We start from the raw sequence: 22,638 nt of genomic DNA on the forward strand, positions 1-22,638 counted from the left end.
GCGCAAGATTAACGCGACGCGCGCTTGGGCGATAGTAGACGAGTTGTTCGAATTTCGGCGTGAGCCGCGCATCGGCTCGCCGCGCCCGCCGCTCATGACGACGGGTCGAACTCGCGCGCAACGACATCGATAAACGCTTGGATGCGCGCGGTCTTGTACAAGTCGGCATGGGCGACGAGCCAAACGTCGAAGCGGTCGCGGCGGCCGGGCATCACGCGCACGAGCGCCGGTTCGTGGTCGGCTCTGAAGCACGGTAGCTCCGTGACGCCAAGCCCGGCAACCGCGGCCTCGAATAGCATCATCGTCGAGGAGGTCTGGAACACCACGCGCCCACGGTGCGTGGATTCGCCACACAACGCCTCCCACATGGACGGCACGACCGGCTGCTGATACATGACGAGATCGTGCCCCTCGAACGCGCAGCCTTCGCTCGGTTCCCCGCGCGCGGCCACATACGCGCGCGACGCGTAGATTCCCGATTCGAGCTGCGCAAGACGACGCACGATCAGATCGGGCGACTCGGGCCGCAGTATGCGAATGGCAATGTCGGCCTCGCGCCGCGTCAAGTTCGCCATGCCCGGAGAAGTGACGCAGACGACGTCGATGCCGGGATGCTCGGCACGCAGTTTCGCAATCGCGGGCACGACGTAGCGCTGGCCGAGCGAATCGGTCGTGGCCACGCGGATTGTGCCGCATAGCTGATCGTCGATGCCGACGATCCGTCGCTCGATTTGATGAACAGCCTGCTCCATCGCCTCGGACGGCCCGATCAACGCCTCCCCGGCGCTCGTCAACACGTACATCGTGGGCGTGCGCAGAAACAACCGAGCCGATAACGCTTCTTCTAGCGCGGCGATCCGCCGGCCCACGGTCGCCTGATCGACACCCAGCCGAGCCGCGGCCCCGCGCAGCGTGCCCGTGCGCGCTACCGCCAGAAAAAACCGTGCATTGTCCCAGTTCGTCATCGCGTTTTACGACTATTCGTAGCGCGGCTCGCCGACCATCGACGAGAACCCGTAGTGATGCACTTTTGCATCATCGTCGTGCAGATTCGCCGCTTTATCGCAGTGGGGTCAGTCTATAGACTTTCGAGCATTCGCGGCACGAGAGCGTGGCGCAAACCGGAGCTATCGATGACCGACTACGCCGTCAAACCGCTTCTCCCCAACCGCGCGCCGGTACGCGCCGAAGCCGCTCGGCGACGCGCAACGCTCGTGCTCGTGGCGAGCGGCATGTTCATGGCAGTCCTCGACACAACCATCGTCAACGTTGCGCTACCCTCGATGCGCGCCCATCTGCACGCGTCCGTTGCTGGGCTCGCGTGGATCGTCGATGCCTACACGTTGAGCTTCGCCGCGCTGATTCTCGCCGGCGGCGTGGCCTCCGACCGTTTCGGCGCGAAGGCCGTCTACTTATGGGGGCTCGCGTTGTTCGTCGCCGCATCCGCCGCATGCGGCTTGGCGCCCTCGGTCGGCACGCTGGTCGCCGCACGCTTCGTCCAGGGCATGGGTGCCGCGTTGTTTTTGCCGGCCTCGCTCTCCATCGTGCGCGCGACGTTCGACGATCCGGCGCAACGTGCGCGCGCCATTGCCGCGTGGGCCGGCATCGCCTCGCTCGCCGCGGCGATCGGCCCCGTGGCCGGCGGCCTGCTCGTCGACGGCTTCGGCTGGCGCAGCGCATTTCTCGTCAATGTGCCGACGGGCATCGTCGCATTGGCTGGGGCGTGGCTCATGGTGCGCCGCACGGTGCCGTCAGGCGGGCGCCGCTTCGATTGGGCCGGCCAGATAGCCAGCACCGTTGCGCTGGCGGCCCTGTGTTTCGCCGCAATCGAAATGCCGACGCGCGGCATGGGCGCGCCCGAGGTTCTCATCGCCATCGCCCTGGCCGTCGTTTCTACCGGTGCCCTGATTGCCGCGGAACGGCGCGCGGCCGATCCCATGGTTCCGCTCGCTTGGTTCCGCAACGCGAAGTTCGTGGCGATGAATACGAGCGGGACGCTCGTCTACGTGGGCTACTTCGCCGTGCTGTTTCTGTTGAGTTTGTATCTGCACGGCGTACGCGGGCTCGATGCACGGCACACGGGCCTCGCGATGTTGCCGATGGCGGCCAGCCTCTCGCTCGGCAATGTGCTGGCCGGCAAACTGCAAGGTCGCATGAGTGCGACGCGCATGATGACATTCGGATTGGCGACGGCCACCGTAGCCGGACCGGCGATGACGGCGCTACTCGAAGTCCAAGCTGCATGGGCGTTCGTTGTCGCCGCGATGGCGGCCTTCGGCATGGGCACGGCGCTATCGGTCCCGCCGATGATCTCGACGATTCTCGAACAAGTCCCGGCCGAATCGGCGGGGGTTGCATCGGGGTTGCTCAATGCGTTGCGCCAAGCGGGTAGCCTGCTCGGCGTCGCGTTCGCCGGCGCGGCGGCCATGCTGGCGACGCATTTGACAACGGCGCTCACGTTCGTTGGCGTGCTCGCGGGCGTCACGTACGCGCTCGCCGCCTGCTTGGCCGCGAGAGCAACGATCGCCCGCTGAGCGTTAGCGCGCTAGCCCCACCTTGCGCTGCCGCCATAGGCAAAGCAGATCGCACGCCACGTGCGCCGCCGCGATCGCGGTGATTTCCGCGTGATCGTAGGCTGGCGCCACTTCCACGACGTCGGCGCCCACGATATCGAGCCGCCCGAGCGCGCGCACGATGGCGAGCGCTTGTGCCGACGACAAGCCACCGGCGACAGGCGTGCCCGTACCCGGTGCGAAGGCGGGATCGAGACAATCGATGTCGAACGTCAAGTAGGCGCGCCGCTGGCCGACGATCGCACCGATCCGCTCGACCACGGCACGCGTGCCGTGCTCGTGAACCCACGGCGCATCCAGCACATGCATGCCCATGAAGTCGTCGTTCCACGTACGGATGCCGATTTGCACCGAGGTGCTCGGGTCGATAAGCCCGTCTTTCACGGCCTTGTAGAACATCGTTCCGTGGTTGAGGCTGTCGGGGCAATCGTCCGCCCAGGTATCGCAATGCGCATCGAAGTGAATGAGCGAAAGCGGCGCGCCGTATTTCTCCGCATGCGCCATCAGCAACGGATACGTGACGAAATGATCTCCGCCGAGCGTCAGCATCTTTGCATCGCTGCGCAAAATGTTCCGCGCGTGTTCGACGATCGCCGGCTCGATCGTCAACGGATTGTGGGCGTCGAACCAGCAATCGCCGTAATCGACGACAGCGAGATCGTCGAACGGATCGAAGCCCCAAGGGTACGGGTTCAATTCGGCGAGCTGGACGCTGGCCGCCCGGATGGCCGCCGGCCCGAGACGCGCCCCGGAGCGAAAGCTCGTCGCGAGATCGAGCGGGATGCCGGAGATCGCGACATCGATGCCCGCGAGTTCGCGCGTATAACGTCGTCGCATGAACGAAAGCGCCCCTGCAAAGGTATTTTCGATCGATGCTCCGTAGAGCGAGGAACGGCGAATGGCGCCGTCACCGTAAAGTGTTTCCGTCATGAGAAAAACCCAATATCCAAGCCTTCGACCGAGCCAATCATAGCGTGGCGGTTCATGCCAATCGAACTTGCATAGCGAGAATCAGCCGAATCCGAGTCGTTCGTGCGACAACGGGCCGCCATGTCGTCCTATTCATGTTGGATTGCATGGTGGATCGCGTAGCGGATTGCGCGCGACGCCGCGTCCGATTTTTCCGAAAGGGATTGACGGCCAGCTTGGCTGATATATGCTGACTAACAGGTCATGGCCCTTGGGGTGCCGTTTTTCGTCTTTGCGCAGCGCCGCATGATTGCGCGTCAAGTCGATACTTCGCAGGCCCAGACCGTTCGCCCCGCTTCGTCGCACATCGTGTACGCCGATGCCGGGCGTTCGATATTGTCGATATCACCAAGTCGAGTCTTACCGTGAGAGTCCGAGGCCCTTTGGTTAGATGGAACCGAACGCAGGGCGGCAATCGCCTTCGCGCCGGCCGCGCCATCGCCGACGGCAGCAACGGCCCGCTTGCGTTCCGCCGGTTCCTGTCCGTCTTCACGATCCTGTCACGCCGCTGCGTCCGACGTCATAACGTGACGTCCGCCCGCGCCTACATCGCCGTTCACATCGACGACGTCGCTTCGCTGCTGCCGTAGCGCCTCCCACTCGTCCGTCGCATTCGATCCGCCCGCGGCACCGTTTCGGCGTTCGCCTCATCGCGCCCGCGCGAGGACTGCGTTCGCCCCGCGTTTGCCTCGCGTTCGTCACGGGCGATCCAGCCAATCCGGGCGACCGAGGCAATCGATATCGGCCGCAAGCGCCGAGCGACTGCAGCCGCCACGAGGCCAAACCGCGTCCTGTTCTGCAATTAGTTAGTGATACTAATTAATTCGTTCGTCGGCCCGACGCACCGACGGCGCACAAGCCCCACCTGCGCATAAGACACCTCATCGAGAACTGCCATGCACGACATCGACGAATTTCTCAAAAAGCATCACATCACCGAAATCGAAGCGATCATCCCCGACATGGCGGGCATCGCGCGCGGCAAGATCATCCCGCGCAGCAAGTTCGAATCGGGCGAATCGATGCGTCTGCCGCAAGCCGTCATGATCCAAACGGTAACCGGCGAATACCCCGACGACGGCAGCTTGACCGGCATCACCGATCCCGACATGGTCTGCGTGCCCGATCCTTCGACGATCCGGCTCATCCCCTGGGCCGTCGATCCCACGGCGCAAGTCATCCACGATTGCGTGCATTTCGACGGCACGCCCGTGGCGATCTCGCCACGGCGCGTCTTGCGCCGTGTGCTGGAACTCTATGCGGCCAAGGGCTGGAAACCCGTCATCGCACCCGAACTCGAGTTCTATCTTGTCGAGATGAACAAAGACCCGGACCTGCCGCTACGGCCGCCGGTGGGCCGCACAGGGCGCGCCGAAACGGGGCGCCAGGCCTATTCGATCGAAGCGGTGAACGAGTTCGATCCACTATTCGAAGATATCTACGAGTACTGCGAAATTCAGGAGCTGGAGGTCGACACGCTGATTCACGAGGTAGGCGCGGCGCAAATGGAAATCAACTTTCTGCATGGCGATCCGCTCAATCTGGCCGACCGCGTCTTCCTGTTCAAACGCACCGTGCGCGAGACGGCGCTGCGTCACCATATGTACGCCACGTTCATGGCCAAGCCGATGGAGGGCGAACCGGGCTCCGCGATGCATGTGCACCAGAGCGTGGTCGATCTCGAAACTGGCCGCAATCTGTTTACGGACAAGGACGGCGCGCCGACCGATCTCTTTTATCGGTACATCGGCGGTTTGCAGAAATACACGCCGGCACTCATGCCGATTTTCGCGCCGTACATCAATTCCTATCGGCGCTTGTCGCGCTTCATGGCCGCCCCCATCAACGTGCAGTGGGGCTACGACAATCGCACCGTCGGGTTTCGCATCCCGCATGCGGCCCCGGCGGCGCGGCGCATCGAGAATCGTATTCCGGGCGTCGATTGCAATCCCTATCTCGCGATTGCGGGCACACTGGCGGCCGGCTACCTCGGGCTGACCCAAGGGCTCTCGCCCACCGAGCCGCTAGCCAACGACGGCTATCGCATGCCCTACCAATTGCCGCGCAATCTCGAGGAAGGCCTCACGCTGATGGCCGCCTCGGAGCCGCTCGCGTCCATCCTCGGCGAAGCGTTCGTCAAAGCCTTCCTTGCACTCAAGGAAACCGAGTACGACGCGTTCTTCCGTGTCATCAGTTCGTGGGAACGCAGGCATTTGCTGCTGCACGTGTAACCACGCGCCCGCCGCGCCATTTCATGGAGGCAACATGACTCACGATCTCGAACCGTCCTCGAACGAAACGCGCGAGGGCGCGCATTCGCTCGGCACGGCCGACTATCGCTTGCTCGATGCCGCGCATCACCTTCATCCGTTTTCCGATATGGGCACGCTCAATCGGCACGGCAGCCGGGTGATCGTCAAGGCCGAGGGCGTCTACCTGTGGGATTCCGACGGCAACCGCATCATCGACGGCATGGCCGGCCTGTGGTGCGTGAACGTCGGCTACGGCCGAAAGGAACTGGCCGATGCCGCGTATCGCCAACTGCGCGAATTGCCCTACTACAACACCTTCTTCAAGACCACGCACCCGCCCGTCATCGCCCTTTCTGCGTTGCTCGCCGAGCTTGCGCCCGCCCCCTTCAACCACTTCTTCTATTGCAACAGCGGCTCCGAGGGCAACGATACCGTCCTGCGCATCGTCTATCGATATTGGGCGACGCTCGGGCGGCCATCGAAGCAGTATGTCATCGCCCGCAAGAACGGCTATCACGGCTCGACGATCGCCGGTGCCACGCTCGGCGGGATGAGCTATATGCACGAACAAATGCCTTCGAAGGTGGAGCATATCGTTCATATCGATCAGCCGTACTTCTTCGGCGAAGCACCGAACGATTGCTCTGCCGAAGCGTTCGGCCTCGAGCGCGCCCGGCAACTCGAAGCGAAGATTCTCGAACTCGGACCCGAAAACGTCGCGGCCTTCATCGGCGAACCGTTTCAAGGCGCCGGCGGCGTCATCTTCCCGCCTGCCGCTTATTGGCCCGAGATACAGCGCATCTGCCGCCAGTACGACGTTCTGCTCGTGGCCGATGAGGTGATCGGCGGCTTCGGGCGCACCGGGCAATGGTTCGCGCATCAACATTTCGGATTCGAGCCCGATCTGATGACGCTCGCCAAGGGCCTGACGAGCGGCTATGTTCCGATGGGTGCGGTGGCCCTGCACGACCGAGTGGCGGCGCCCATCATCGAGAACGGCGAGTTCAACCATGGCCTGACCTATTCCGGTCATCCCGTGGCAGCGGCCGTTGCGGTGGCCAATCTCGAGCTGCTGCGCGACGAAGGCATCGTCGAGCAGGTCCGGCGCGAGAGCGGCCCCTACTTTCAGGGCTGCTTGCGGCAGGCGTTCGAAGGTCATCCGATCGTCGGCGAGGTGGCGGGCGCAGGGCTCGTGGCGGGGGTGCAGCTCGCGCGCGAACCGCGTACGCGGCAGCGTTTCGCGAACGGCGCCGAAGTGGGGACGGCCTGCCGGGACTTGTGCTTCGACGGCAACCTCGTGATGCGCGCGTCGGGTGATCGCATGTTGCTCTCGCCGCCGCTCGTCGTCACGCGGGCCGAGATCGATGAGATCGTCGATAAAGCGAAGCGTGCGATCGATGCGACGGTGCGGCGATTCGGCATGGCTTAACGGCAAAGGGCGCCGGTGCCCTCGCCTCAGTTTGGCGCGAGCCCTTCGTCGAGACGCCGCGCCAGTTCGCGCAAGCCGTCGGACACGGCAACGGGATACGGTTCATCGACGTCGAGCGTGCGCTGCGCGTTAGGTAATGCGCGCAGTTGCCGCCACGCATGATCGCGCGAAGATTGAAGCGTCGCGGGCGCCGCGCAGCGTTTGCCGTCGCGCATCGTCGGCTCGAGCAGCGGCTCGCCGTCGCGCCGCTCTCTGGCAAGCGTAATCCAATCGCCGGCCATCGCATCGTTCGGTCCGCGAAGCCGATACACGGCCTTGCAGGCAGGCCAGGTTGCCTTGCCCTCCGAGCGCTTGCGGCGCGGCTCGCCGGCATAGTCGACAAGTTTATAGGCGCAATCCAGATATGGCGCGTCGGACGACGTATTCATCCGCGTGCCGACGCCGAACGCATCGATCGGCGCTTGGTCGGCCATCAACCGACGCAACCGATATTCATCGAGATTACCGCTGGCGAAGATCGTCACGGCCGACAATCCCCCCTCATCGAGGATGCGCCGCACCCGCCTCGCGTGTTCGGCGAGATCTCCGCTATCGATGCGAACGCCATGAATCGCGATGCCGTCGCGCGCGAGCAGCGGCGCGAGCGCCACGACCTTGCGCGCCGCGGCCTCGGTATCGTACGTATCGATCAAGAGCGTCGCGTTCGCGGGCTGCGAACGCGCGAACGCCTCGAAAGCGAGGGCCTCGTCTGTGTAGGCCTGAACATACGAATGCGCCATCGTGCCGTAGACGGGAATATCGAACGCTAGGCCGGCCGCAAGCGTGGCGGTACCGCCGAATCCAGCCATATAGGCGGCGCGCGCGGACAGCAAGGCCGCCTCGGCCCCATGTGCTCGGCGTAGGCCGAAATCGACGAGCAGCTTGTCCGGCGCCGCCAGCACGCATCGGGCAGCCTTGCTGGCGACGACGGTTTCGAAATGGGCCAGATTCATGATGCGGCTTTCCACGAGCTGCGCTTCGCGCATCGGCGCTGTGATACGAATGATCGGCTCATCGGGAAAGAACACCGTCCCCTCGCGCATTGCGTCGACATCGCCCGTGAAGCGCAAGTGCTCGAGCGACCTTAAGAACGGCGTTGGAAAACGCCCGGTCTTCGACAGCGCCGATAATTCGTCCGCCGTAAACCGAAGCCGCTCCAGATAGTCGAGCACCTGCTCGAGCCCAGCCGCCATCATGAAGTTGCGCTGCATCGGCAACGCGCGCACGAATAGCTCGAACGATGCGGTCTCGTTCATGCCGGCATCGAAGTACGCCTGCAGCATCGTCAGCTCGTAAAGATCGGTCAGAAGAGCACTGTCGGGCGATAGCTTCATGATGTCGTCTCCGCGCGCAGGCCCGATGCCCGCAGTAGCGGCCGCAGCGCGTCGAGCACCCGCGTGTCGAGCACCCATGTCGGCGTGACGCTGCGGCATGATGGCTCACCTAGCGCGTGGCGCTCCGCGCGTTTGCGTACATTGTTCGGCGACTAGGCGAAAGACAGACGACGGGACGACGGAGGCGACGCACATGACAAACGCCACCTCCGCCGCCGTCCGCGATGGACGGCGTGGTCAACGCCGCCAATAGACTCGCGCAAGATCCTCGTCGCGACTGTACTTGAGATCGAGCGTACCCTGGAACGCCGATTTCAACGCGTCGCCTAGATCGCGCGTGTAGTGAACGTCGGTGGTCGCGACGACGGTCGTCCCGTTCTCTGCTTCGATCGACATGATCCGTTTCATCGGATGTTGCGCGCGCGTTTTCGCTTCATCGCGGCGTAGCAGGTCGATAATCTCGACTTGATGTTGCGCGGCAAAGGCGCCATCGATCGTCAAATAGCCGGCGGGCAGATGGTCGGCCGTGCGCCGGCACGCCGTGCAGACGGCCTCGTGAGCCTCGTCGGGCCGCGACAGCCATTGCCAGCGTCCACCCGTGTACACGACCCCGCAGTTGGGGCAAACCGACGGTTCCTGCAGTTTTCCGCGCAGCCGATACGGGTCATGGCCGAGCCCCGGAAAGACTTCCGCATGATCCCCCGCTTTGAAAGGCCTCGTGTGATCGCTCATAGGAATGCTCCTAATCGTCAGCTGCGCGCCATGCGCCGGTATGTCGATGCGGACGCGAGAAACGCCCCGCATCCATGGTCAGCCTATGACGCGCTCCACCGCTCGGATTGACTTGCGTCAACGAAGCGGGAGGCGGATTCGGCGGAGCGCGAGCGCGCGATTCGTCGACCTAGACCCAGTAGCCGCAACGAAGGCGCCGCGCTGCGAATTCGTTTGACCACGTCGAATGTATCGCCCGTAGACGCCGCCAAATAGATGGCCAATACCGTGGCACCCTTGCGCTGCGCATACGCCGCAGCGTCGGGGGCGAGCGGTACGTGCCCCGCTATTTCGATGCCGTCCGTCGATTCGAACAAACGACGCAAATGCCCCAATGCCGAGCCTTCCGTTCCTGCCAGTACGATTGTGATCATGTGACGGTCCTCGCTCGGGACGCGCGTCGCCAACGGCCTCGCCTTTCGATTTTAGTCTTCCCGTCGCGAACCGAATGTGCGCTTACCTGCGCAATGCGAACGCCGCACGGCCTATCCGCCAACGCGACGGCCGGCTTGACGAAAATCAACGGCCTCGGCTGGGAAGTCACTACGCTACCACTACCGCTACCGCTATCGCCCATCGCAAGGCGAGCGCCGTTGCGCATGCCCGAACATGCGGCGGCGAAGGAGAGGGTATGAAGGTCGATTCACTCGCTTTTGAATACGCGTACGAATGAGACGCCCGAGCGAGCCCGGTATACCGCGCCGCCAACTGCGGCATCCCGGGCGCACCGCGAATGTGGCTGAAGCGCAGTCGCGCCGCATCGATCGCGCGCTGCGGCGGCCCAACGCCTACCCCCATCGAGTCGGCCACATCCGCCGCATCGAGACGCATATCTCGATCGTCTATCTCGCGGGGCCGTTCGCCTATAAGCGCTGCAAACCGGTGAATTTCGGCTTCGTCGACTTTACGCGACCCGACGCGCGCTATCGGGCCTGTCTCGACGCTCTACGGCTCAATCGCCGGCTCGCGCGGGTGCTTTACATCGGCGTCGTCGAGATCGTCGGCAACGCTCGCGCGTGCCGCCTCGTCGCGCGTCGTACGACGAGGCGCTCGGGCCAGCCTACCGGGCCTCTCATCGATCACGCCCTGAAGATGCGCCGCTTTCGCCAGTCGGAGCTGTTGAGCGCGCGCGTGGCGCGCGGCCTTCCTTGCCGCGACGAGATCGATCGCGCGGCCGAGCGCATCGCCGCCTTTCATCGCCGCGCGCGCCCTTGCCGGCCCGATGGGCGCTTCGGCTCTGCGGCGGCGGTGCGCGCGCAACTGGACGATGTGATCGGCGCGCTCGAGCGCGTGGCGCCCGGCTGTCTGCCGGCTGACGTCGCTCGAGCCGCCCGCAACCAAACCGCCGCGCTCGCCGACCATATCGAGCACCGTCGGACCGGCGGGTTCGTACGCGAATGCCATGGCGACTTGCATCTCGAGAACATCGTTCGTCGCGGACGCGACCTCGCCGTCTTCGATTGCATCGAATTTTCCGACGCGCTGCGCTGGATCGACGTCACGGCCGACTTGGCCTTTCTTACGATGGATTTGCTCGCGCATGGGCGAGGCGATCTTGCGACGCGGTTCGTCGATCGCTGGCTGCTCGAGAGCGGCGACTATGCCGGCATGCGCGCGCTCTCCTTTTACGTCGTCTACCGCGCCCTGGTGCGCGCGCTCGTCTCTGTCCTGAAAGACCGCGTAGACGGTCGAATGCAAGCGCTCCCCGCCGCGGCTAAACGCTATTTGCAGCTCGCCGAAGATCTGACGACTCCCGCCCCTCGGTTCCTCGTCCTATGCCATGGCTTTTCCGGTTCCGGCAAATCGTTCGCCGCGGAGACGCTAGCGCCCCACCTTGGCGCGATCCTCATCAGTAGCGACATCGAGCGTAAGCGTGCGCCCTCGCCGTTCGCTACGCCATCTCGAACGGCGCTGCCGGCCGCCGCGTATGCGAGCGACGCGCTCGACGCGAACTACCTTCGGCTGGCCGCACTCGCGGACGCGTTGCTGCGCTCGGGCTTGCCCGTCGTTGTCGATGCGAGCTTTTTGAAGCGGACGCATCGAACGCAATTCGTCGAACTCGCGAAACGGCATGGCATCCCCGTTTTGATCGCAGACGTCGACGCCCCCTATTCGGTGCTTGTCGAACGGCTTCGCGCACGCGCGCTGCATGGTGGCGGACCATCCGATGCCGATCTGGCCGTGTTGCACCGGCAAATGATCGAGGCGCAGCCGTTAGACGCACCGGAATCGTCGATCCGCGTATCGATCGATGGGAGTGCGTCGCGCGCGGCGATGCAAACCGCCACGTTCTGGCAACCGCTACTTGCGTGCCTCGACGGCGCGCGAGGTTGGCTCGCCGGCCGCACCCCGCCCCGCCGCGTCGCGTCGCGTAGCCGCTGAACGGCCCGCCTAGCGCCACCCTAGCACCCCCTAGCACCAATTAACGCCGTCGAACTTCAGCCCGGCTTGCCGTCGATGCGCGGTGCGCTCAAGAACGGGACGTAACGAACCAGATAGACGATGAGCGCCGCACACCATAATCCGCCGGCAATATCGACCCACATCCCCGCCGATGCGGCAAATGCCATCGGCCCGAACACGCGTGCAAGCGCGGCTGCGATCATGAGCCAGTAGCTGGCGACTTCGAACGGCCCCGCAACGAGCGCGCGCCCCGTGTGGCCCAACGCGGTGCGCGTGATCATGGCGATGATTGCTCCGCCCATCGCCCCGACCGTCAACGCGTGAATCGCCAGCGAATGGGGAACGAAGCCGAGCGCCGCACAGGCCAGCAACGCGAAGCCGATCGGAATCCATAGACACGCGATGTGCAGAACCCAGAGAATCGGCCGCGGCCCGACGCGCCACGAGCGCCATCCGATCATACGAATCGCATGCACAATCGCGGTCGCGGCCGCGCATGCCGCGACAAGGGCAGCCGGAGCGCCCACCGCGTCGGCGACGAGCGCGATGAGCGGCGCGGGCGTCGCCCAAGTATCGATGAACTTCCAGCGCTTAAGCGTAAAACCCGCAATCGCATTGGTCGTGAACATCGGCACGACGCGGCCGCTGATCACGGAGATGAACATGATGACGAGGCCGGTCGTCGCATACCCCACGCGCAAGGCGAGATCGATGCGCCCCTCCCACACGTACCCATGGAAGAGCGCGTCGAGCAGCCCATACAGTGCGAGCGCCACCGGCAAGAAAATGTTGTGGCGGTTCTTTGCGGCGATCAGCACGCGCAGCAAAACGATAGCGGCGATCGGCAAGAAGGCGACGTCGACGATTGCCGCGACGGGCTCGGGCCCGGTCCACACCAGGATGCGCCCTGCCGCCCACAGGAGCCACAGTGCTGCGAGCGGGGCACCGGTCGGCGTGGGCCGGGACGTCCACGCGCGTACCGCCGTCAACAAAAAACCGACCACGATCGCGGCGACGAAGCCGAACAGCATTTCGTGCACATGCCAGGCCACACCGGTCATGGCCGCCTGCCCCGGCGCCACGCGGCCGTGCAGCGCGGCGAGCCACAGCGCGAGGGCGACGAGACCGAATCCGGCACCGCCGAGATAGAAGGGACGGAATCCAAGCCGCAACACAGACGGCCCGATGGCGTGCTTCGATGCGCCGCGCTCGAGCGGCTCGTTGATCTTCATCATCGTTACCCCCTTGGCGGAATGGCCGCCTCAGGCTTCCAAGTTGGCCGCGGCTCGCGCACGCCGGATTCGCAATCCGCTGCAATCCGAAATAGATCACAAGTTGATACGAATACCGTGAGCATAGCGCGCCGGAACGTCCATTTCGCCGCCTGCGACAATTTGCGACGCAGCCGCGAGACGCGCCCGTTCTATCTTGGTAGCAGATGCTCCACGTCCGCCACGGAGGGAAACATGCTGAGCCCACATGAATTCGCTGCGCTGTTGGCCGTTGGCGATACGCGCGCAGTGGACGAACTCGACCGGAACGATTTGGCTTCGCTCGTCGAGCGCCAGCTCGTCGCATTGGAGGAGTTGGCCACGGGGCACCGGGTACGCTTGACCGAGCGCGGAGACTCGATCGTTAAAGCCGTGTCGCGCCGGCCGCATTAGCGCCTTGCCGGTACAGCCGGGGGCGCCCCGGGCTCGTGTGACGAAACTGAGGTAGTATCCGCACCAAAGCGAGCGCCGGACGCCTCGTCCGGTCGCGCGAGCCCATCCGCTCGCGGCCTGCTCGCGATGAAACGATCGTCCACCTTCACCGATTGCCTCACCGCTCGTTTGCCGTGCCACAGCCCCCGACCTCAGCCCCTCAAAACTTCGACGAATATTGCGCGCAAAAGGCCGCGCCCGCGGGTTCCAGCGTGTATTACGCGCTGCGCCAAGCGCCCCTGGCGCGGCAGCCGTTCCTGACCGCCCTATTCGCCCTGCGCCGCGAACTGGAGGAAACCGTCAAGGACACGAGCGATCCGACGGTCGGACGCACCAAGCTCGCATGGTGGCAGAAGGAGACGGCGGCGCTGGCCGCCGGACAACCGTCGCACCCGGTCTCGCACGCCCTAGTCAAACATTGCGTGGATATCGAAGCGGAAGCGCCGACGCTGCGCACGCTCGTCGCGGGCTTCGAGATGGACCTCGATCAAGCGCGCTATCTCGATTTCCCCAATCTCGCGCGCTACATCGAACGCGTCGGCGGCGCGTTCGCCGTGGCCGTGGCGCGCGCTACCGCCCGCGACACTCGACACGCCGAGGCGTGGGCCCCGGCACTCGGCAATGCGCTGATGCTTGCGCAGTTCGTTCAGGAACTCGGCAACGACGCGCGGCACGGCCGCATCTATCTGCCCATCGACGAATTGCAGCGCTACGGCGTGACCGCCGCGGAAATCGTCAACCGCAAATACAGCCCGGCCTTCTCCGAACTGATGCGCTTTCAGACAACGCGCGCCCGCGAGGCGCTGCAAGCGGCGCTGGCCGCCATCCCGGCCGCCGAACGCCCCACCCAACGCACGTTGCGGGCGCAATCGGCCATGGCGCTCGCGCTGCTCGACGAAATCGAACGCGACAACTTCCAAGTGCTGCATCAACGCATCGCGCTCACGCCGATCCGCAAGCTCTGGATTGCCTGGCGCGCGGCGCGGCGGCGCTAAGGCGTAGCCCCATACGAAACGAGGGCGTCCGCCCTTCAGACGCGCAGCAGCGGCAACGGCTCGAAACGTCCGCGCAGCACCCGGCTCGCATCGAGGCCCCACCAAGGGCCAAGCACGGTGGCAAAAATCTGCCGAAAATCGATGCCGACGGGCAAGTTGCCGTTGCCGTCGAGCCGCGCCAGTTCCGGGGCCGGACCGTAGAGTCCGCCGCGCACACGGCCGCCCGCGACGAAATGCGGTGCGACGGTGCCGTGGTCGGTCCCGTTGGTCTCGTTTTCGCGCGGCCGGCGGCCGAATTCGCCATAGGTCGCGATGAGCGTGTCGTCCCACCGGCCTAGCTCGATCAACGCGGCCCGCATTGCCGTGAGCCCTTGCGCCAGCTGCGCGAGCAACGCGGCATGCTGGCCCGGCTGGTTTTGATGCGTATCGAAACCGTTCAGCGTTAAGCGGATCGCGGCCACCCCTTGCCCGGGGATCGGTTGGCCGCGTGGCGTATCGGCGCTCGCCAGCGCCTGCATCGCCGTCTTCGCGGCGGTGCCGAACGCACCGCTCGGAAACGGCGTCTTCAACGCCAACTCGCCCGGATGCGGTTTCAAGCGCAAGGCCGCATGAACGATGTCGTTCTCCACATCGAGGATATGCGCCAGCTCGGCATTGCGTTCGCGCAGCGAGGCGGGCTGCACGAGCCGCGATGCCTGCGCGAATTGGGCCGGATTAACGAGTGCGATCGCGCGCGCGCCACCGGCTAACGGCCCCATTTCCGCGCTGCCGATCACGAGCGCGTCCGCCGCGAAGCCGGCGGGTACCGGCACTTGGGCAAAAGCGCGCGTCAGCCAACCGTCGTCCAAGTATTCGTCGGCACGCGACGCCGTATTCCAAATTTCGATCGAGCGAAAGTGCGAGAGGTTCGGCTGCGGATAGCTGACGCCCTGCACGATCGCCAACTGGCCTTCGTGCCACAAAGGCAGCAGCGGTTGCAGCGCGGGGTGCAAGCCGGTCCGCTCGTCGAGCGCGATGACGCGTTCCCGGTCGATACCGATCCGCTTACGCAAGACGCGGTAGTTCGGATCGTCGTACGGAACCACCGTGTTCAGGCCGTCGTTGCCGCCCTTCAGTTCGATCAGGATCAGTAGGTTGCGATAGGTCGGCCCCCGCATCGGCGCAGGCGCAGGCGCGAGCGTCGATGCGAGCTGCGCCAGCGCGGGATCGGCGGACACGGCGAGCGCCGCGCCGGCAGCGGCTGTCATCGAAGAAAGAAAGCGGCGTCGCAGCATCGGTTCAGTCCAGTTGGTAGACGGGGTCCATCAGCAACGCACGCAAATACGCCGAACTCGACGCACCCGTGTCGATCGGATCGACGGGGGAAATCGGCAGCACCGCGTGCTGCAATTGCAACTCGACCGAAAGCCCGGGCCGCTGAGCCGGTGCCGTGCCATAGCGGGCGAGCCAGCCGTCGAGATCGAAGCGCATGCCGCGCGCATGCGCGGGGGCGCTCGGCGACGATTGCATCGATGCGGCCATGCTCGTGCCCGGCATTCCTGCCATCTTGGGCGAGCCATCGTGCGCCGCCATCTCCGGTGCGCTCCCGGCGGCCATTCCGGCCATCGAAGGCATCTGCATCGTCCTCGCGCTTGCCCGGCTCGCCTCCGTCGCTCGAAACAATTGTTCGACGAACTGCTCGCGCGCAAGGAGCGTGGTGCTGTTGATCCAAGTCGAGCCACCCGGCCAGCCTTTCACGTTCGGCGGCGCGAACAAATTTTGGCCGAGATTGCGGACGGTCCCCGCAAGCGGGGTCGTATCGTCGTCATCGACATCGAACGAGCGCAACGTGCCGACGACGAATTGCACCGGCGATTTCACGAGCACGCCACGATTGCGTGCGTCCCAGAAGGCGTCGGTCGAAAACAGTCCGCGCAGCGCTACGGCGATGTCGTAGCCGCTCGCGCGAAAGCGCGCGGCGATCGGCTCGATCAGGGCCGGGGCGGGACGCTCGGAGACGAACTCGCGCCACAGTTGCGTCACGATGAACGTCGCCGTTTGCGGCTGCGCCAACAAGAGGTCGAGCACGGCGTCGCCATCGAACGCACCGACTTGGCCGAGCACCGTCTTCGTACCGGCGTCGTGCCACTCGGCGCGCCAGACGTATGCGCGGGTGTCCGGATCCAGGCTCCAGCCCGTGTAGGCGCGCGCGGCCTCGCTGACGTCGCGCTGCGTGTAATGCCCTTCGCCGAGCGTGAAGAGTTCCATGACCTCGCGGGCGAAGTTCTCGTTCGGATGCCCTTTTCGATTGCCCGCGCCGTCGAGATACATGAGCATCGCGGGATCCTTCGCCACCGCGTGCAGCATCTGGGCGAAACTGCCCAAGGCATAGCGGCGCAACAACGCGTTTTGCCGCGCCATCAGTTGCGGATAAGGCACCTTGTCCTGCGCCGAGGTGAAGTGCCCATGCCAAAAAAGCGTCATGCGCTCGGTCAGCGGCGACGGCGTGACGACCATCTCGTGGATCCACCATCCGCGCAGCGCTTCGTAGCGGCGGCCTCGTTCGGCCGCTTCGGCCCGGCGCGCGTCGGCGTCCAGCGCGCGCTCCTGCGCACGCGTCGGGATCGGCTCGTCGACCCACGCGGGCATTGGCGTGAACGGTGTCGCGCGCGCCGTGGCCAGCAACATGTCCACGGCCTGCTCGCGCGAAAGACCGACATACGGCGCGAGCGCCTGCGCGTCCGGTGCAAAGCCCGTGCGGGTCAGAAAATATCGGGCGTCGTCCTCGTCGAGCAGAGGCTGCGCGAAATCGGCGCGCTCGGGCGCGTTGGCCTTTGGAACGTCTTGCGAACCCTGGCTCGGATGCGCAACGCGCGTATGCTTCGAATACGAGCGATGGGAATCGGCGATAGCGCTCGATGCAAGCGCAAGGAGCAGCAGCGCGGCGCCGAGGTTCGCGCCCGAAGCACGCAGAAAACGTTTTCGCATCGCGCTCCCCTCGGCGTCGAATGTCGGTCCGCGCTTAATCAGCGCTTATACAGCTCGCGCACGGCGTCTTCGATATGTTGGCGCAGCAACCGGCGCTCGTCGGGCGTCATGTGACCGTCACGCTGATGATTGCTGAACTCGTCGGGCGACGACGCCGTGCGCACGATCGAAGTCGGCGGCGCGCTGACCGGCGCGGGATGGGTTTGCGGTTGGGGAGGCAAGTAGCGATGGCCGTATGGACGGAACGGATGCGCTCGCTCGACCCGGCGCTCGCGCTGCGGCGCTTGCGCCTGGGCGTCGGCGGCAACGATCAGGCCCGCGACTGCACCGGCAATGGCGACCGCGGCGATCCGCACTCGCAGGCGCGGCAACGCGTGTCCCACCGTCATCTTGTTCCCTTCGTCGTGCGGCAACCGGCTACCTCGGATTACGTGTACTGATGCCCGACCCAACATCGAGCGCGAGAGAGTGGTGTTAATGGGATGAAGTATCCACCGAACAGCCGCTATCAGTGAAGAAGTTTATGTGCGCACCGTTTACGCGGCGCATCAACACGGGTAAATTTTGTAACTGTCTGTAACCCAATAATTCCCAGTTTCGCGCCCTCCTTTCCAATCGCGCTAAGATGCCGGCCATGGAAACAAAAAACCCTTCGAAGATTTTGGTCGTCGACGACGACCCCCGCCTGCGTGACCTGCTTCGCCGATATCTCGGCGAGCAGGGCTTTAACGTCTACGTCGCGGAGAACGCCCCCGCGATGAACAAGCTTTGGGTGCGCGAGCGGTTCGACCTGCTCGTGCTGGACCTGATGCTACCCGGCGAGGACGGGCTGTCGATCTGCCGCAGGCTGCGCGGCAGCAACGACCGCACCCCGATCATCATGCTGACGGCCAAGGGCGAGGACGTCGACCGCATCGTCGGCTTGGAGATGGGCGCCGACGATTACCTGCCCAAGCCGTTCAACCCGCGCGAACTCGTGGCGCGCATTCATGCCGTGCTCCGTCGTCAATCGCCGTCGGAGCTGCCTGGCGCGCCGTCCGAGACGGCCGAGGTGTTCGAATTCGGCGATTTCGCGCTGAACCTCGCCACGCGCACACTGACCAAGGCCGGCCAGGAGATTCCGCTCACCACGGGCGAGTTTTCGGTACTGAAAGTCTTCGCGCGCCACCCGCGTCAGCCGCTCTCGCGCGAGAAGCTGATGGAACTTGCGCGCGGCCGCGAATACGAAGTGTTCGATCGCAGCCTCGACGTGCAGATTTCGCGTCTGCGCAAGCTGATCGAGGTCGATCCGAGCAGCCCGCGTTTCATTCAAACCGTCTGGGGTCTCGGCTACGTCTTCATCCCCGACGGCTCCGCGTGACGCACGTGCTCTCGCCCCGCGCGCTCCGATAGGCCCCCATGCGCATCAACCGGCGGTTTCTCGCCCACGCGTTCGGGGGCCTGTTTTGGCGTACCTTCTTACTGATCGCGCTGTTGATCGCGGTCAGCTTGGCCGCGTGGTTTCAAAGCTTTCGCGTGATCGAACGCGAGCCGCGCGCCCAGCGCGTGGCGCTGCAGCTCGTCGCGGTGGTGAAGCTCACGCGCACGGCGCTGCTCTATTCCGATCCGGATTTGCGCCGAGCGTTGCTGCAAGATCTCGAAAGCAACGAAGGCGTGCGCGTCTATCCGCGCGAGAGTACCGATAAGTACACCTTGCAGCCGGACGAATCGCTGAACCGGCTCATCGAGCACGACATCCGCGGCCGGCTCGGCGACGATACGATCATCGCCCAATCGGTCAACGATATCCCTGGGGTTTGGATCAGCTTCAAGATCGACGACGACGATTATTGGGTCGCGCTCGACCGGGATCAGCTCGACAACGTCACGGGGCTGCAGTGGGCCGGCTGGGGCGTCTTCGCCCTCGCGCTGTCGCTGTTCGGCGCGGCATTCATCACGAGCCTGGTGAATCGTCCCTTCGCGCGCCTCGCAGCCGCGGCGCACCGGGTTGGGCTGGGTCAAACGCCCGACCCGCTGCCCGAACAGGGCCTCGGCGTGGCCGCCGAGACCAACCGCAGTTTCAATCAAATGGTGCGCGACCTGGAACAGCTCGAGGCCGATCGGGCACTGATGCTCGCCGGCATCTCGCACGATTTGCGCACCCCGCTCGCGCGGCTGCGGCTCGAAACGGAAATGAGCCCGTCGGATCAGGCGACGAAAGACGCGATGGTCGACGATATCGAACAGATGGACTCCATCATCGGGCGCTTCCTCGATTACGCCCGCCCGCCGCAGCACTTCTCGCGCCCCGTCGATTTGTCGCTGATCGCGGGCGACATGGCGGCGCGGCTGGCCAGCGAAGACGGCGTGCGGCTCACGGTGCGCCTTGCCCAGGAGGCGGTCGTCGATGCCGACGAAACCGACCTGCGCCGGGTGGTCGGAAATTTGCTCGAGAATGCGAAGAAGTACGGCTTGAGCGAAACGGACGGCATTCCGCACATCATGGTCGAGACGCGCGTCTCGCATTCGCGGGTGGAGCTGTCCGTGCTAGACGAAGGCCCCGGCATTCCCGAGGACCAGATCGGCCTCGTCACCCGCCCGTTCTACCGCGTCGATTCGGCCCGCAGCCAGGCGAACGGAACGGGCCTCGGCATGGCGATCGTCCAGCGCATCGTGAGCCGCCATCGCGGCACGCTGAAGCTGCGCAACCGCGTGCCCGCTCCGGGGCTCGAAGTCACGATCGAATTTCCGCTCGTCAAGAGCGCGTAGGGTCAGACATAGGAGTCATCGCATGAAAACCGTGGGCGATAAACTCGAAGCATTTACTGTCGCGGCTGCGAAGCCGGGCTTCAACCAGCACGAGGAAAACGGTCAGTCGGCCTTCGAAGAGATCACCGAACAGTCGTTCCCGGGCAAGTGGAAGATCATTTATTTCTACCCGAAGGACTTCACGTTCGTCTGCCCGACCGAAATCGTCGAATTCGCCAGGCTACAGAAGGATTTCGAGGAACGCGACGCCGTGCTGCTCGGCGGCAGCGTGGACAACGAATACGTCAAGCTGGCCTGGCGCCGCGAACACAAGGATCTCGACAAGCTGAACCACTACGCGTTCGGCGACGTCAAGGGCGAGCTGATCGACCAACTCGGCGTGCGCGATAAGGAAGCCGGCGTGGCCCTGCGCGCGACGTTCATTGTCGATCCGGACAACACGATCCAGCACGTGTCGGTGAACAACCTGAACGTCGGGCGCAATACGGACGAGATTTTACGTCTACTCGACGCCCTCCAAACGGGCGGCCTGTGCCCGTGCAACCGCTCGGTGGGCGGCGCGACGCTGTAATCGAGGCTCGGGACACTAGCGACCCGATACGCCCCGTTGGGGCGTCCGAGCCTGCCGTCAATCGAACCAAGCCAGCACGGCATCGATCAGGACGTCGAATACCGCTTCGGATTTGTCCGCCGTCTCGTGCCGACCGGCCTGCGTGGGATTCGGCACGGCATCGCTTTCGATTCGCGAAGCATCCAAGTCGGGCGTTGCGCACGGCACGAGCGCGTGGGTGGCGCACGAATCGAATGCACCGGCGCGGCGGCGATTTTCATCGCAAGCCCAGATTGTGTTCCATCCCATGGCGTAGCCGCGCGCAGTGTCGTCGGCTTCGCCCTCTTCCAAGAACAGGATCGGCCCCGGCGAAGCGGCCAATGCTTCCTCTGCGGCGGCGACGCCGGCGCGGTAGGCTTCCATGCAGATCGGGGCGTCGTTCTCCACGGCAGAACGCTCCGGCTACCCGCGTGCGCCCGCCACGCTCAGCAGCACCGCGGCTTGCGCCTCGATCCCCTCCGAGCGCCCCAGGTAGCCGAGCTTCTCGTTCGTCTTCGCTTTGACGTTCACGCACGCGAGCGGCAACGCCAGATCCGCGGCGATGTTGACGCGCATTGCCTCGATGTGCGGCGCGAGCTTCGGCGCTTGCGCGATGACCGTACTGTCGACGTTCACGATGACAAAGCCCGCTTGCTTGACGCGAGCCGCGCATTCGCGCAGCAGCACGCGGCTGTCCGCCCCCGCGAAGCGCTTATCCGTATCGGGAAAGTGGCGCCCGATGTCGCCGAGCCCCGCCGCACCGAACAGGGCATCGGTGACGGCGTGCAACAACACGTCGGCGTCGGAGTGGCCGAGCAGCCCTCGGTCGTAAGGCACCGTCACGCCGCCGATAATGAGCGGCCGCCCCGTCACGAGCGCGTGCACGTCATAGCCTTGTCCGATTCTGAAATTCATTTGCGAGTCTCGATGCTGTCGCGGCCCAAAAGGCCGCGGTTGGGTGATAAAAGCGCCAGGCCGTCGACGGTGCGGCCGTCAAGGCCCGGGCGGCGCAAGCAGCGCCGGCGTCGATTGCGTCACGGGCGTTGCGTCAAAATCGCCTCGGCCAACGCGAAGTCTTCGGGATAGGTAACCTTGAAATTGCGCAAACTGCCTTGCACGAGACGCGGCGCGTGGCCGAGCCATTCGATCGCGCTCGCTTCGTCGGTCAAATCGTGCCCGTCCCGTTCGGCGCGCGCGATCGCCTCGCGCAGCATGCCGATGCGGAACATCTGCGGCGTTTGCGCCTGCCAGAGCCCGTTGCGAGACTCGGTGCGCGCGATCCGGTCGCCGTGCTCGATATCGACGCGCTTAAGCGTATCGGCCACGGGCAGCGCCATGATGCCGCCCACGTCGTCGTCCGCCAGCGCGCGGATCAGCGCGCGGATCAGCTCGGGCGTGATGCCCGGCCGAGCCGCATCGTGAACGAGTACCCAGTCGTCGTCGGCCGCCCCCATTTCGATGAGCGCATCGAGCCCGTTCCTGACCGACGCCTGCCGCGACGCGCCGCCGCAACGGCGCACGGCAAAGCGCAAGGGCGCGAAGCGCCCGGCGTCGAAATGGGTGTCGTCGGCGGAAATGACGACGAGCGTCTGCGCCAGTTCGGCGCAGGCGTCGAACGCTGCCAGCGTGAAGGACAGCAGCTCGCGCCCGGCCAGGCAGCGGTATTGCTTGGGCATCGGTGCACCGGAACGGCTACCGGTGCCCGCGCAAGGAATCAGGGCGAAAAAGCGTGAAGTCACGAAATCGGAGTCGGCCGTACGGGCCGCCAGTCAAAAATGGACGACGGATTTTATAATAGGCGCTTTGCTCCGGGCACCGCATTCGTCTTCGATGCGACGCCCGGCGCTCGAAAGAGCGTCGCCGCGC

Annotated in this window: 22 protein-coding genes; 10 read left to right on the plus strand and 12 right to left on the minus strand. The window is 64.9% G+C overall.

Annotated features, from left to right (window positions below):
- Positions 1 to 92 precede the first annotated feature (92 nt).
- Positions 93 to 965, minus strand: a complete 873-nt coding sequence (locus ACTHN9_RS23620) for a LysR family transcriptional regulator (RefSeq protein WP_440539226.1) — start codon at positions 963 to 965, stop codon at positions 93 to 95.
- Between the two features lie 168 nt (positions 966 to 1,133).
- On the opposite strand from ACTHN9_RS23620, the gene ACTHN9_RS23625 reads away from it, so the two are divergent.
- Positions 1,134 to 2,534 carry a DHA2 family efflux MFS transporter permease subunit gene (locus ACTHN9_RS23625; protein WP_440539228.1) on the plus strand — a complete coding sequence of 467 codons (1,401 nt, stop codon included), beginning with the start codon at positions 1,134 to 1,136 and terminating at the stop codon, positions 2,532 to 2,534.
- Positions 2,535 to 2,537: 3 nt separating this feature from the next.
- Here ACTHN9_RS23625 and speB read toward each other — a convergent pair whose 3' ends face one another.
- Positions 2,538 to 3,503, minus strand: coding sequence for an agmatinase (gene speB / locus ACTHN9_RS23630; RefSeq protein WP_440539229.1), 966 nt, complete (start codon positions 3,501 to 3,503; stop codon positions 2,538 to 2,540).
- A gap of 422 nt (positions 3,504 to 3,925) precedes the next feature.
- Here speB and ACTHN9_RS23635 point away from each other — a divergent pair, with 422 nt between their 5' ends.
- The 3 genes from ACTHN9_RS23635 (at position 3,926) to ACTHN9_RS23645 (ending at position 7,223) form a co-directional block, all read left to right on the plus strand.
- Positions 3,926 to 4,132, plus strand: a complete 207-nt coding sequence (locus ACTHN9_RS23635; RefSeq protein ID WP_440539230.1) for a hypothetical protein — start codon at positions 3,926 to 3,928, stop codon at positions 4,130 to 4,132.
- A gap of 306 nt (positions 4,133 to 4,438) precedes the next feature.
- Positions 4,439 to 5,773, plus strand: a complete 1,335-nt coding sequence (locus ACTHN9_RS23640) for a glutamine synthetase family protein (protein ID WP_440539231.1) — start codon at positions 4,439 to 4,441, stop codon at positions 5,771 to 5,773.
- A 34-nt stretch (positions 5,774 to 5,807) separates the two neighbouring features.
- Positions 5,808 to 7,223: an aspartate aminotransferase family protein gene (locus ACTHN9_RS23645; RefSeq protein ID WP_440539232.1), complete on the plus strand. Its 1,416-nt coding sequence runs from the start codon at positions 5,808 to 5,810 to the stop codon at positions 7,221 to 7,223.
- Between the two features lie 26 nt (positions 7,224 to 7,249).
- On the opposite strand, the gene ACTHN9_RS23650 is transcribed toward ACTHN9_RS23645, so the two are convergent.
- From ACTHN9_RS23650 to ACTHN9_RS23660, 3 genes are all read right to left on the minus strand, one after another.
- Positions 7,250 to 8,596 carry a nicotinate phosphoribosyltransferase gene (locus ACTHN9_RS23650; RefSeq protein ID WP_440539233.1) on the minus strand — a complete coding sequence of 449 codons (1,347 nt, stop codon included), beginning with the start codon at positions 8,594 to 8,596 and terminating at the stop codon, positions 7,250 to 7,252.
- A 237-nt stretch (positions 8,597 to 8,833) separates the two neighbouring features.
- Complete coding sequence (locus ACTHN9_RS23655) at positions 8,834 to 9,328, minus strand: BCAM0308 family protein (protein WP_440539234.1); 495 nt, start codon at positions 9,326 to 9,328, stop codon at positions 8,834 to 8,836.
- An 83-nt stretch (positions 9,329 to 9,411) separates the two neighbouring features.
- The gene (locus ACTHN9_RS23660; protein ID WP_440539236.1) at positions 9,412 to 9,741 is read right to left on the minus strand and encodes a hypothetical protein; all 330 of its coding nucleotides are present in this window, start codon (positions 9,739 to 9,741) and stop codon (positions 9,412 to 9,414) included.
- Positions 9,742 to 10,036: 295 nt separating this feature from the next.
- On the opposite strand from ACTHN9_RS23660, the gene ACTHN9_RS23665 reads away from it, so the two are divergent.
- A complete protein-coding gene (locus ACTHN9_RS23665; RefSeq protein ID WP_440539237.1) occupies positions 10,037 to 11,749 on the plus strand; it encodes an AAA family ATPase in 1,713 nt (570 codons plus the stop codon).
- Positions 11,750 to 11,805: 56 nt separating this feature from the next.
- On the opposite strand, the gene ACTHN9_RS23670 is transcribed toward ACTHN9_RS23665, so the two are convergent.
- Complete coding sequence (locus ACTHN9_RS23670; protein WP_440539256.1) at positions 11,806 to 13,002, minus strand: NnrS family protein; 1,197 nt, start codon at positions 13,000 to 13,002, stop codon at positions 11,806 to 11,808.
- Positions 13,003 to 13,236: 234 nt separating this feature from the next.
- Between ACTHN9_RS23670 and ACTHN9_RS23675 the strand changes: the two genes are divergently transcribed.
- The gene (locus tag ACTHN9_RS23675) at positions 13,237 to 13,434 is read left to right on the plus strand and encodes a hypothetical protein (RefSeq protein ID WP_440539239.1); all 198 of its coding nucleotides are present in this window, start codon (positions 13,237 to 13,239) and stop codon (positions 13,432 to 13,434) included.
- A 173-nt stretch (positions 13,435 to 13,607) separates the two neighbouring features.
- Positions 13,608 to 14,468, plus strand: coding sequence for a presqualene diphosphate synthase HpnD (gene hpnD / locus ACTHN9_RS23680; RefSeq protein WP_440539240.1), 861 nt, complete (start codon positions 13,608 to 13,610; stop codon positions 14,466 to 14,468).
- Between the two features lie 35 nt (positions 14,469 to 14,503).
- On the opposite strand, the gene ACTHN9_RS23685 is transcribed toward hpnD, so the two are convergent.
- From ACTHN9_RS23685 to ACTHN9_RS23695, 3 genes are read right to left on the minus strand one after another with little or no spacing between them, the layout of a single operon-like run.
- Positions 14,504 to 15,742 carry a DUF1501 domain-containing protein gene (locus ACTHN9_RS23685; protein WP_440539241.1) on the minus strand — a complete coding sequence of 413 codons (1,239 nt, stop codon included), beginning with the start codon at positions 15,740 to 15,742 and terminating at the stop codon, positions 14,504 to 14,506.
- A 4-nt stretch (positions 15,743 to 15,746) separates the two neighbouring features.
- On the minus strand, positions 15,747 to 17,435 hold the full coding sequence (locus ACTHN9_RS23690; RefSeq protein ID WP_440539242.1) for a DUF1800 domain-containing protein: 1,689 nt from the start codon (positions 17,433 to 17,435) through the stop codon (positions 15,747 to 15,749).
- A gap of 38 nt (positions 17,436 to 17,473) precedes the next feature.
- Entirely contained in the window at positions 17,474 to 17,824 is a 351-nt protein-coding gene (locus ACTHN9_RS23695) for a hypothetical protein (protein WP_440539243.1), read from the minus strand.
- Between the two features lie 236 nt (positions 17,825 to 18,060).
- Between ACTHN9_RS23695 and ompR the strand changes: the two genes are divergently transcribed.
- Genes ompR through ACTHN9_RS23710 form a run of 3 tightly spaced genes read left to right on the plus strand, consistent with a single transcriptional unit; the run spans position 18,061 to position 20,754 of the window.
- Positions 18,061 to 18,795, plus strand: coding sequence for an osmolarity response regulator transcription factor OmpR (gene ompR / locus ACTHN9_RS23700; protein WP_440539244.1), 735 nt, complete (start codon positions 18,061 to 18,063; stop codon positions 18,793 to 18,795).
- Between the two features lie 38 nt (positions 18,796 to 18,833).
- Complete coding sequence (locus ACTHN9_RS23705) at positions 18,834 to 20,183, plus strand: ATP-binding protein (RefSeq protein ID WP_440539245.1); 1,350 nt, start codon at positions 18,834 to 18,836, stop codon at positions 20,181 to 20,183.
- A gap of 22 nt (positions 20,184 to 20,205) precedes the next feature.
- Entirely contained in the window at positions 20,206 to 20,754 is a 549-nt protein-coding gene (locus tag ACTHN9_RS23710; protein WP_440539246.1) for a peroxiredoxin, read from the plus strand.
- Positions 20,755 to 20,811: 57 nt separating this feature from the next.
- Here ACTHN9_RS23710 and ACTHN9_RS23715 read toward each other — a convergent pair whose 3' ends face one another.
- From ACTHN9_RS23715 to ispD, 3 genes are all read right to left on the minus strand, one after another.
- Positions 20,812 to 21,180, minus strand: coding sequence for a hypothetical protein (locus ACTHN9_RS23715; RefSeq protein ID WP_440539248.1), 369 nt, complete (start codon positions 21,178 to 21,180; stop codon positions 20,812 to 20,814).
- A 15-nt stretch (positions 21,181 to 21,195) separates the two neighbouring features.
- On the minus strand, positions 21,196 to 21,687 hold the full coding sequence (gene ispF, locus ACTHN9_RS23720; RefSeq protein ID WP_440539249.1) for a 2-C-methyl-D-erythritol 2,4-cyclodiphosphate synthase: 492 nt from the start codon (positions 21,685 to 21,687) through the stop codon (positions 21,196 to 21,198).
- A 119-nt stretch (positions 21,688 to 21,806) separates the two neighbouring features.
- Complete coding sequence (gene ispD / locus ACTHN9_RS23725) at positions 21,807 to 22,511, minus strand: 2-C-methyl-D-erythritol 4-phosphate cytidylyltransferase (protein ID WP_440539250.1); 705 nt, start codon at positions 22,509 to 22,511, stop codon at positions 21,807 to 21,809.
- Positions 22,512 to 22,638: the final 127 nt, after the last annotated feature.

It is taken from the genome of Trinickia sp. (assembly GCF_051953405.1).
Lineage (GTDB): Bacteria > Pseudomonadota > Gammaproteobacteria > Burkholderiales > Burkholderiaceae > Trinickia.

Coding starts and splice junctions, on each gene's coding strand:
- ACTHN9_RS23655 (WP_440539234.1), bottom strand. CDS start 9,328: ATGAGCGATCACACGAGGCCTTTCAAAGCGGGGGATCATGCGGAAGTC.
- ispF (WP_440539249.1), bottom strand. CDS start 21,687: ATGAATTTCAGAATCGGACAAGGCTATGACGTGCACGCGCTCGTGACG.
- ACTHN9_RS23690 (WP_440539242.1), bottom strand. CDS start 17,435: ATGCGAAAACGTTTTCTGCGTGCTTCGGGCGCGAACCTCGGCGCCGCG.
- ACTHN9_RS23710 (WP_440539246.1), top strand. CDS start 20,206: ATGAAAACCGTGGGCGATAAACTCGAAGCATTTACTGTCGCGGCTGCG.
- ACTHN9_RS23670 (WP_440539256.1), bottom strand. CDS start 13,002: ATGAAGATCAACGAGCCGCTCGAGCGCGGCGCATCGAAGCACGCCATC.
- ACTHN9_RS23705 (WP_440539245.1), top strand. CDS start 18,834: ATGCGCATCAACCGGCGGTTTCTCGCCCACGCGTTCGGGGGCCTGTTT.
- ACTHN9_RS23665 (WP_440539237.1), top strand. CDS start 10,037: ATGAGACGCCCGAGCGAGCCCGGTATACCGCGCCGCCAACTGCGGCAT.
- ACTHN9_RS23650 (WP_440539233.1), bottom strand. CDS start 8,596: ATGAAGCTATCGCCCGACAGTGCTCTTCTGACCGATCTTTACGAGCTG.
- ACTHN9_RS23660 (WP_440539236.1), bottom strand. CDS start 9,741: ATGATCACAATCGTACTGGCAGGAACGGAAGGCTCGGCATTGGGGCAT.
- ACTHN9_RS23640 (WP_440539231.1), top strand. CDS start 4,439: ATGCACGACATCGACGAATTTCTCAAAAAGCATCACATCACCGAAATC.
- ompR (WP_440539244.1), top strand. CDS start 18,061: ATGCCGGCCATGGAAACAAAAAACCCTTCGAAGATTTTGGTCGTCGAC.
- speB (WP_440539229.1), bottom strand. CDS start 3,503: ATGACGGAAACACTTTACGGTGACGGCGCCATTCGCCGTTCCTCGCTC.
- ACTHN9_RS23620 (WP_440539226.1), bottom strand. CDS start 965: ATGACGAACTGGGACAATGCACGGTTTTTTCTGGCGGTAGCGCGCACG.
- ACTHN9_RS23675 (WP_440539239.1), top strand. CDS start 13,237: ATGCTGAGCCCACATGAATTCGCTGCGCTGTTGGCCGTTGGCGATACG.
- ACTHN9_RS23695 (WP_440539243.1), bottom strand. CDS start 17,824: ATGACGGTGGGACACGCGTTGCCGCGCCTGCGAGTGCGGATCGCCGCG.
- ACTHN9_RS23625 (WP_440539228.1), top strand. CDS start 1,134: ATGACCGACTACGCCGTCAAACCGCTTCTCCCCAACCGCGCGCCGGTA.
- ACTHN9_RS23645 (WP_440539232.1), top strand. CDS start 5,808: ATGACTCACGATCTCGAACCGTCCTCGAACGAAACGCGCGAGGGCGCG.
- ACTHN9_RS23685 (WP_440539241.1), bottom strand. CDS start 15,742: ATGCTGCGACGCCGCTTTCTTTCTTCGATGACAGCCGCTGCCGGCGCG.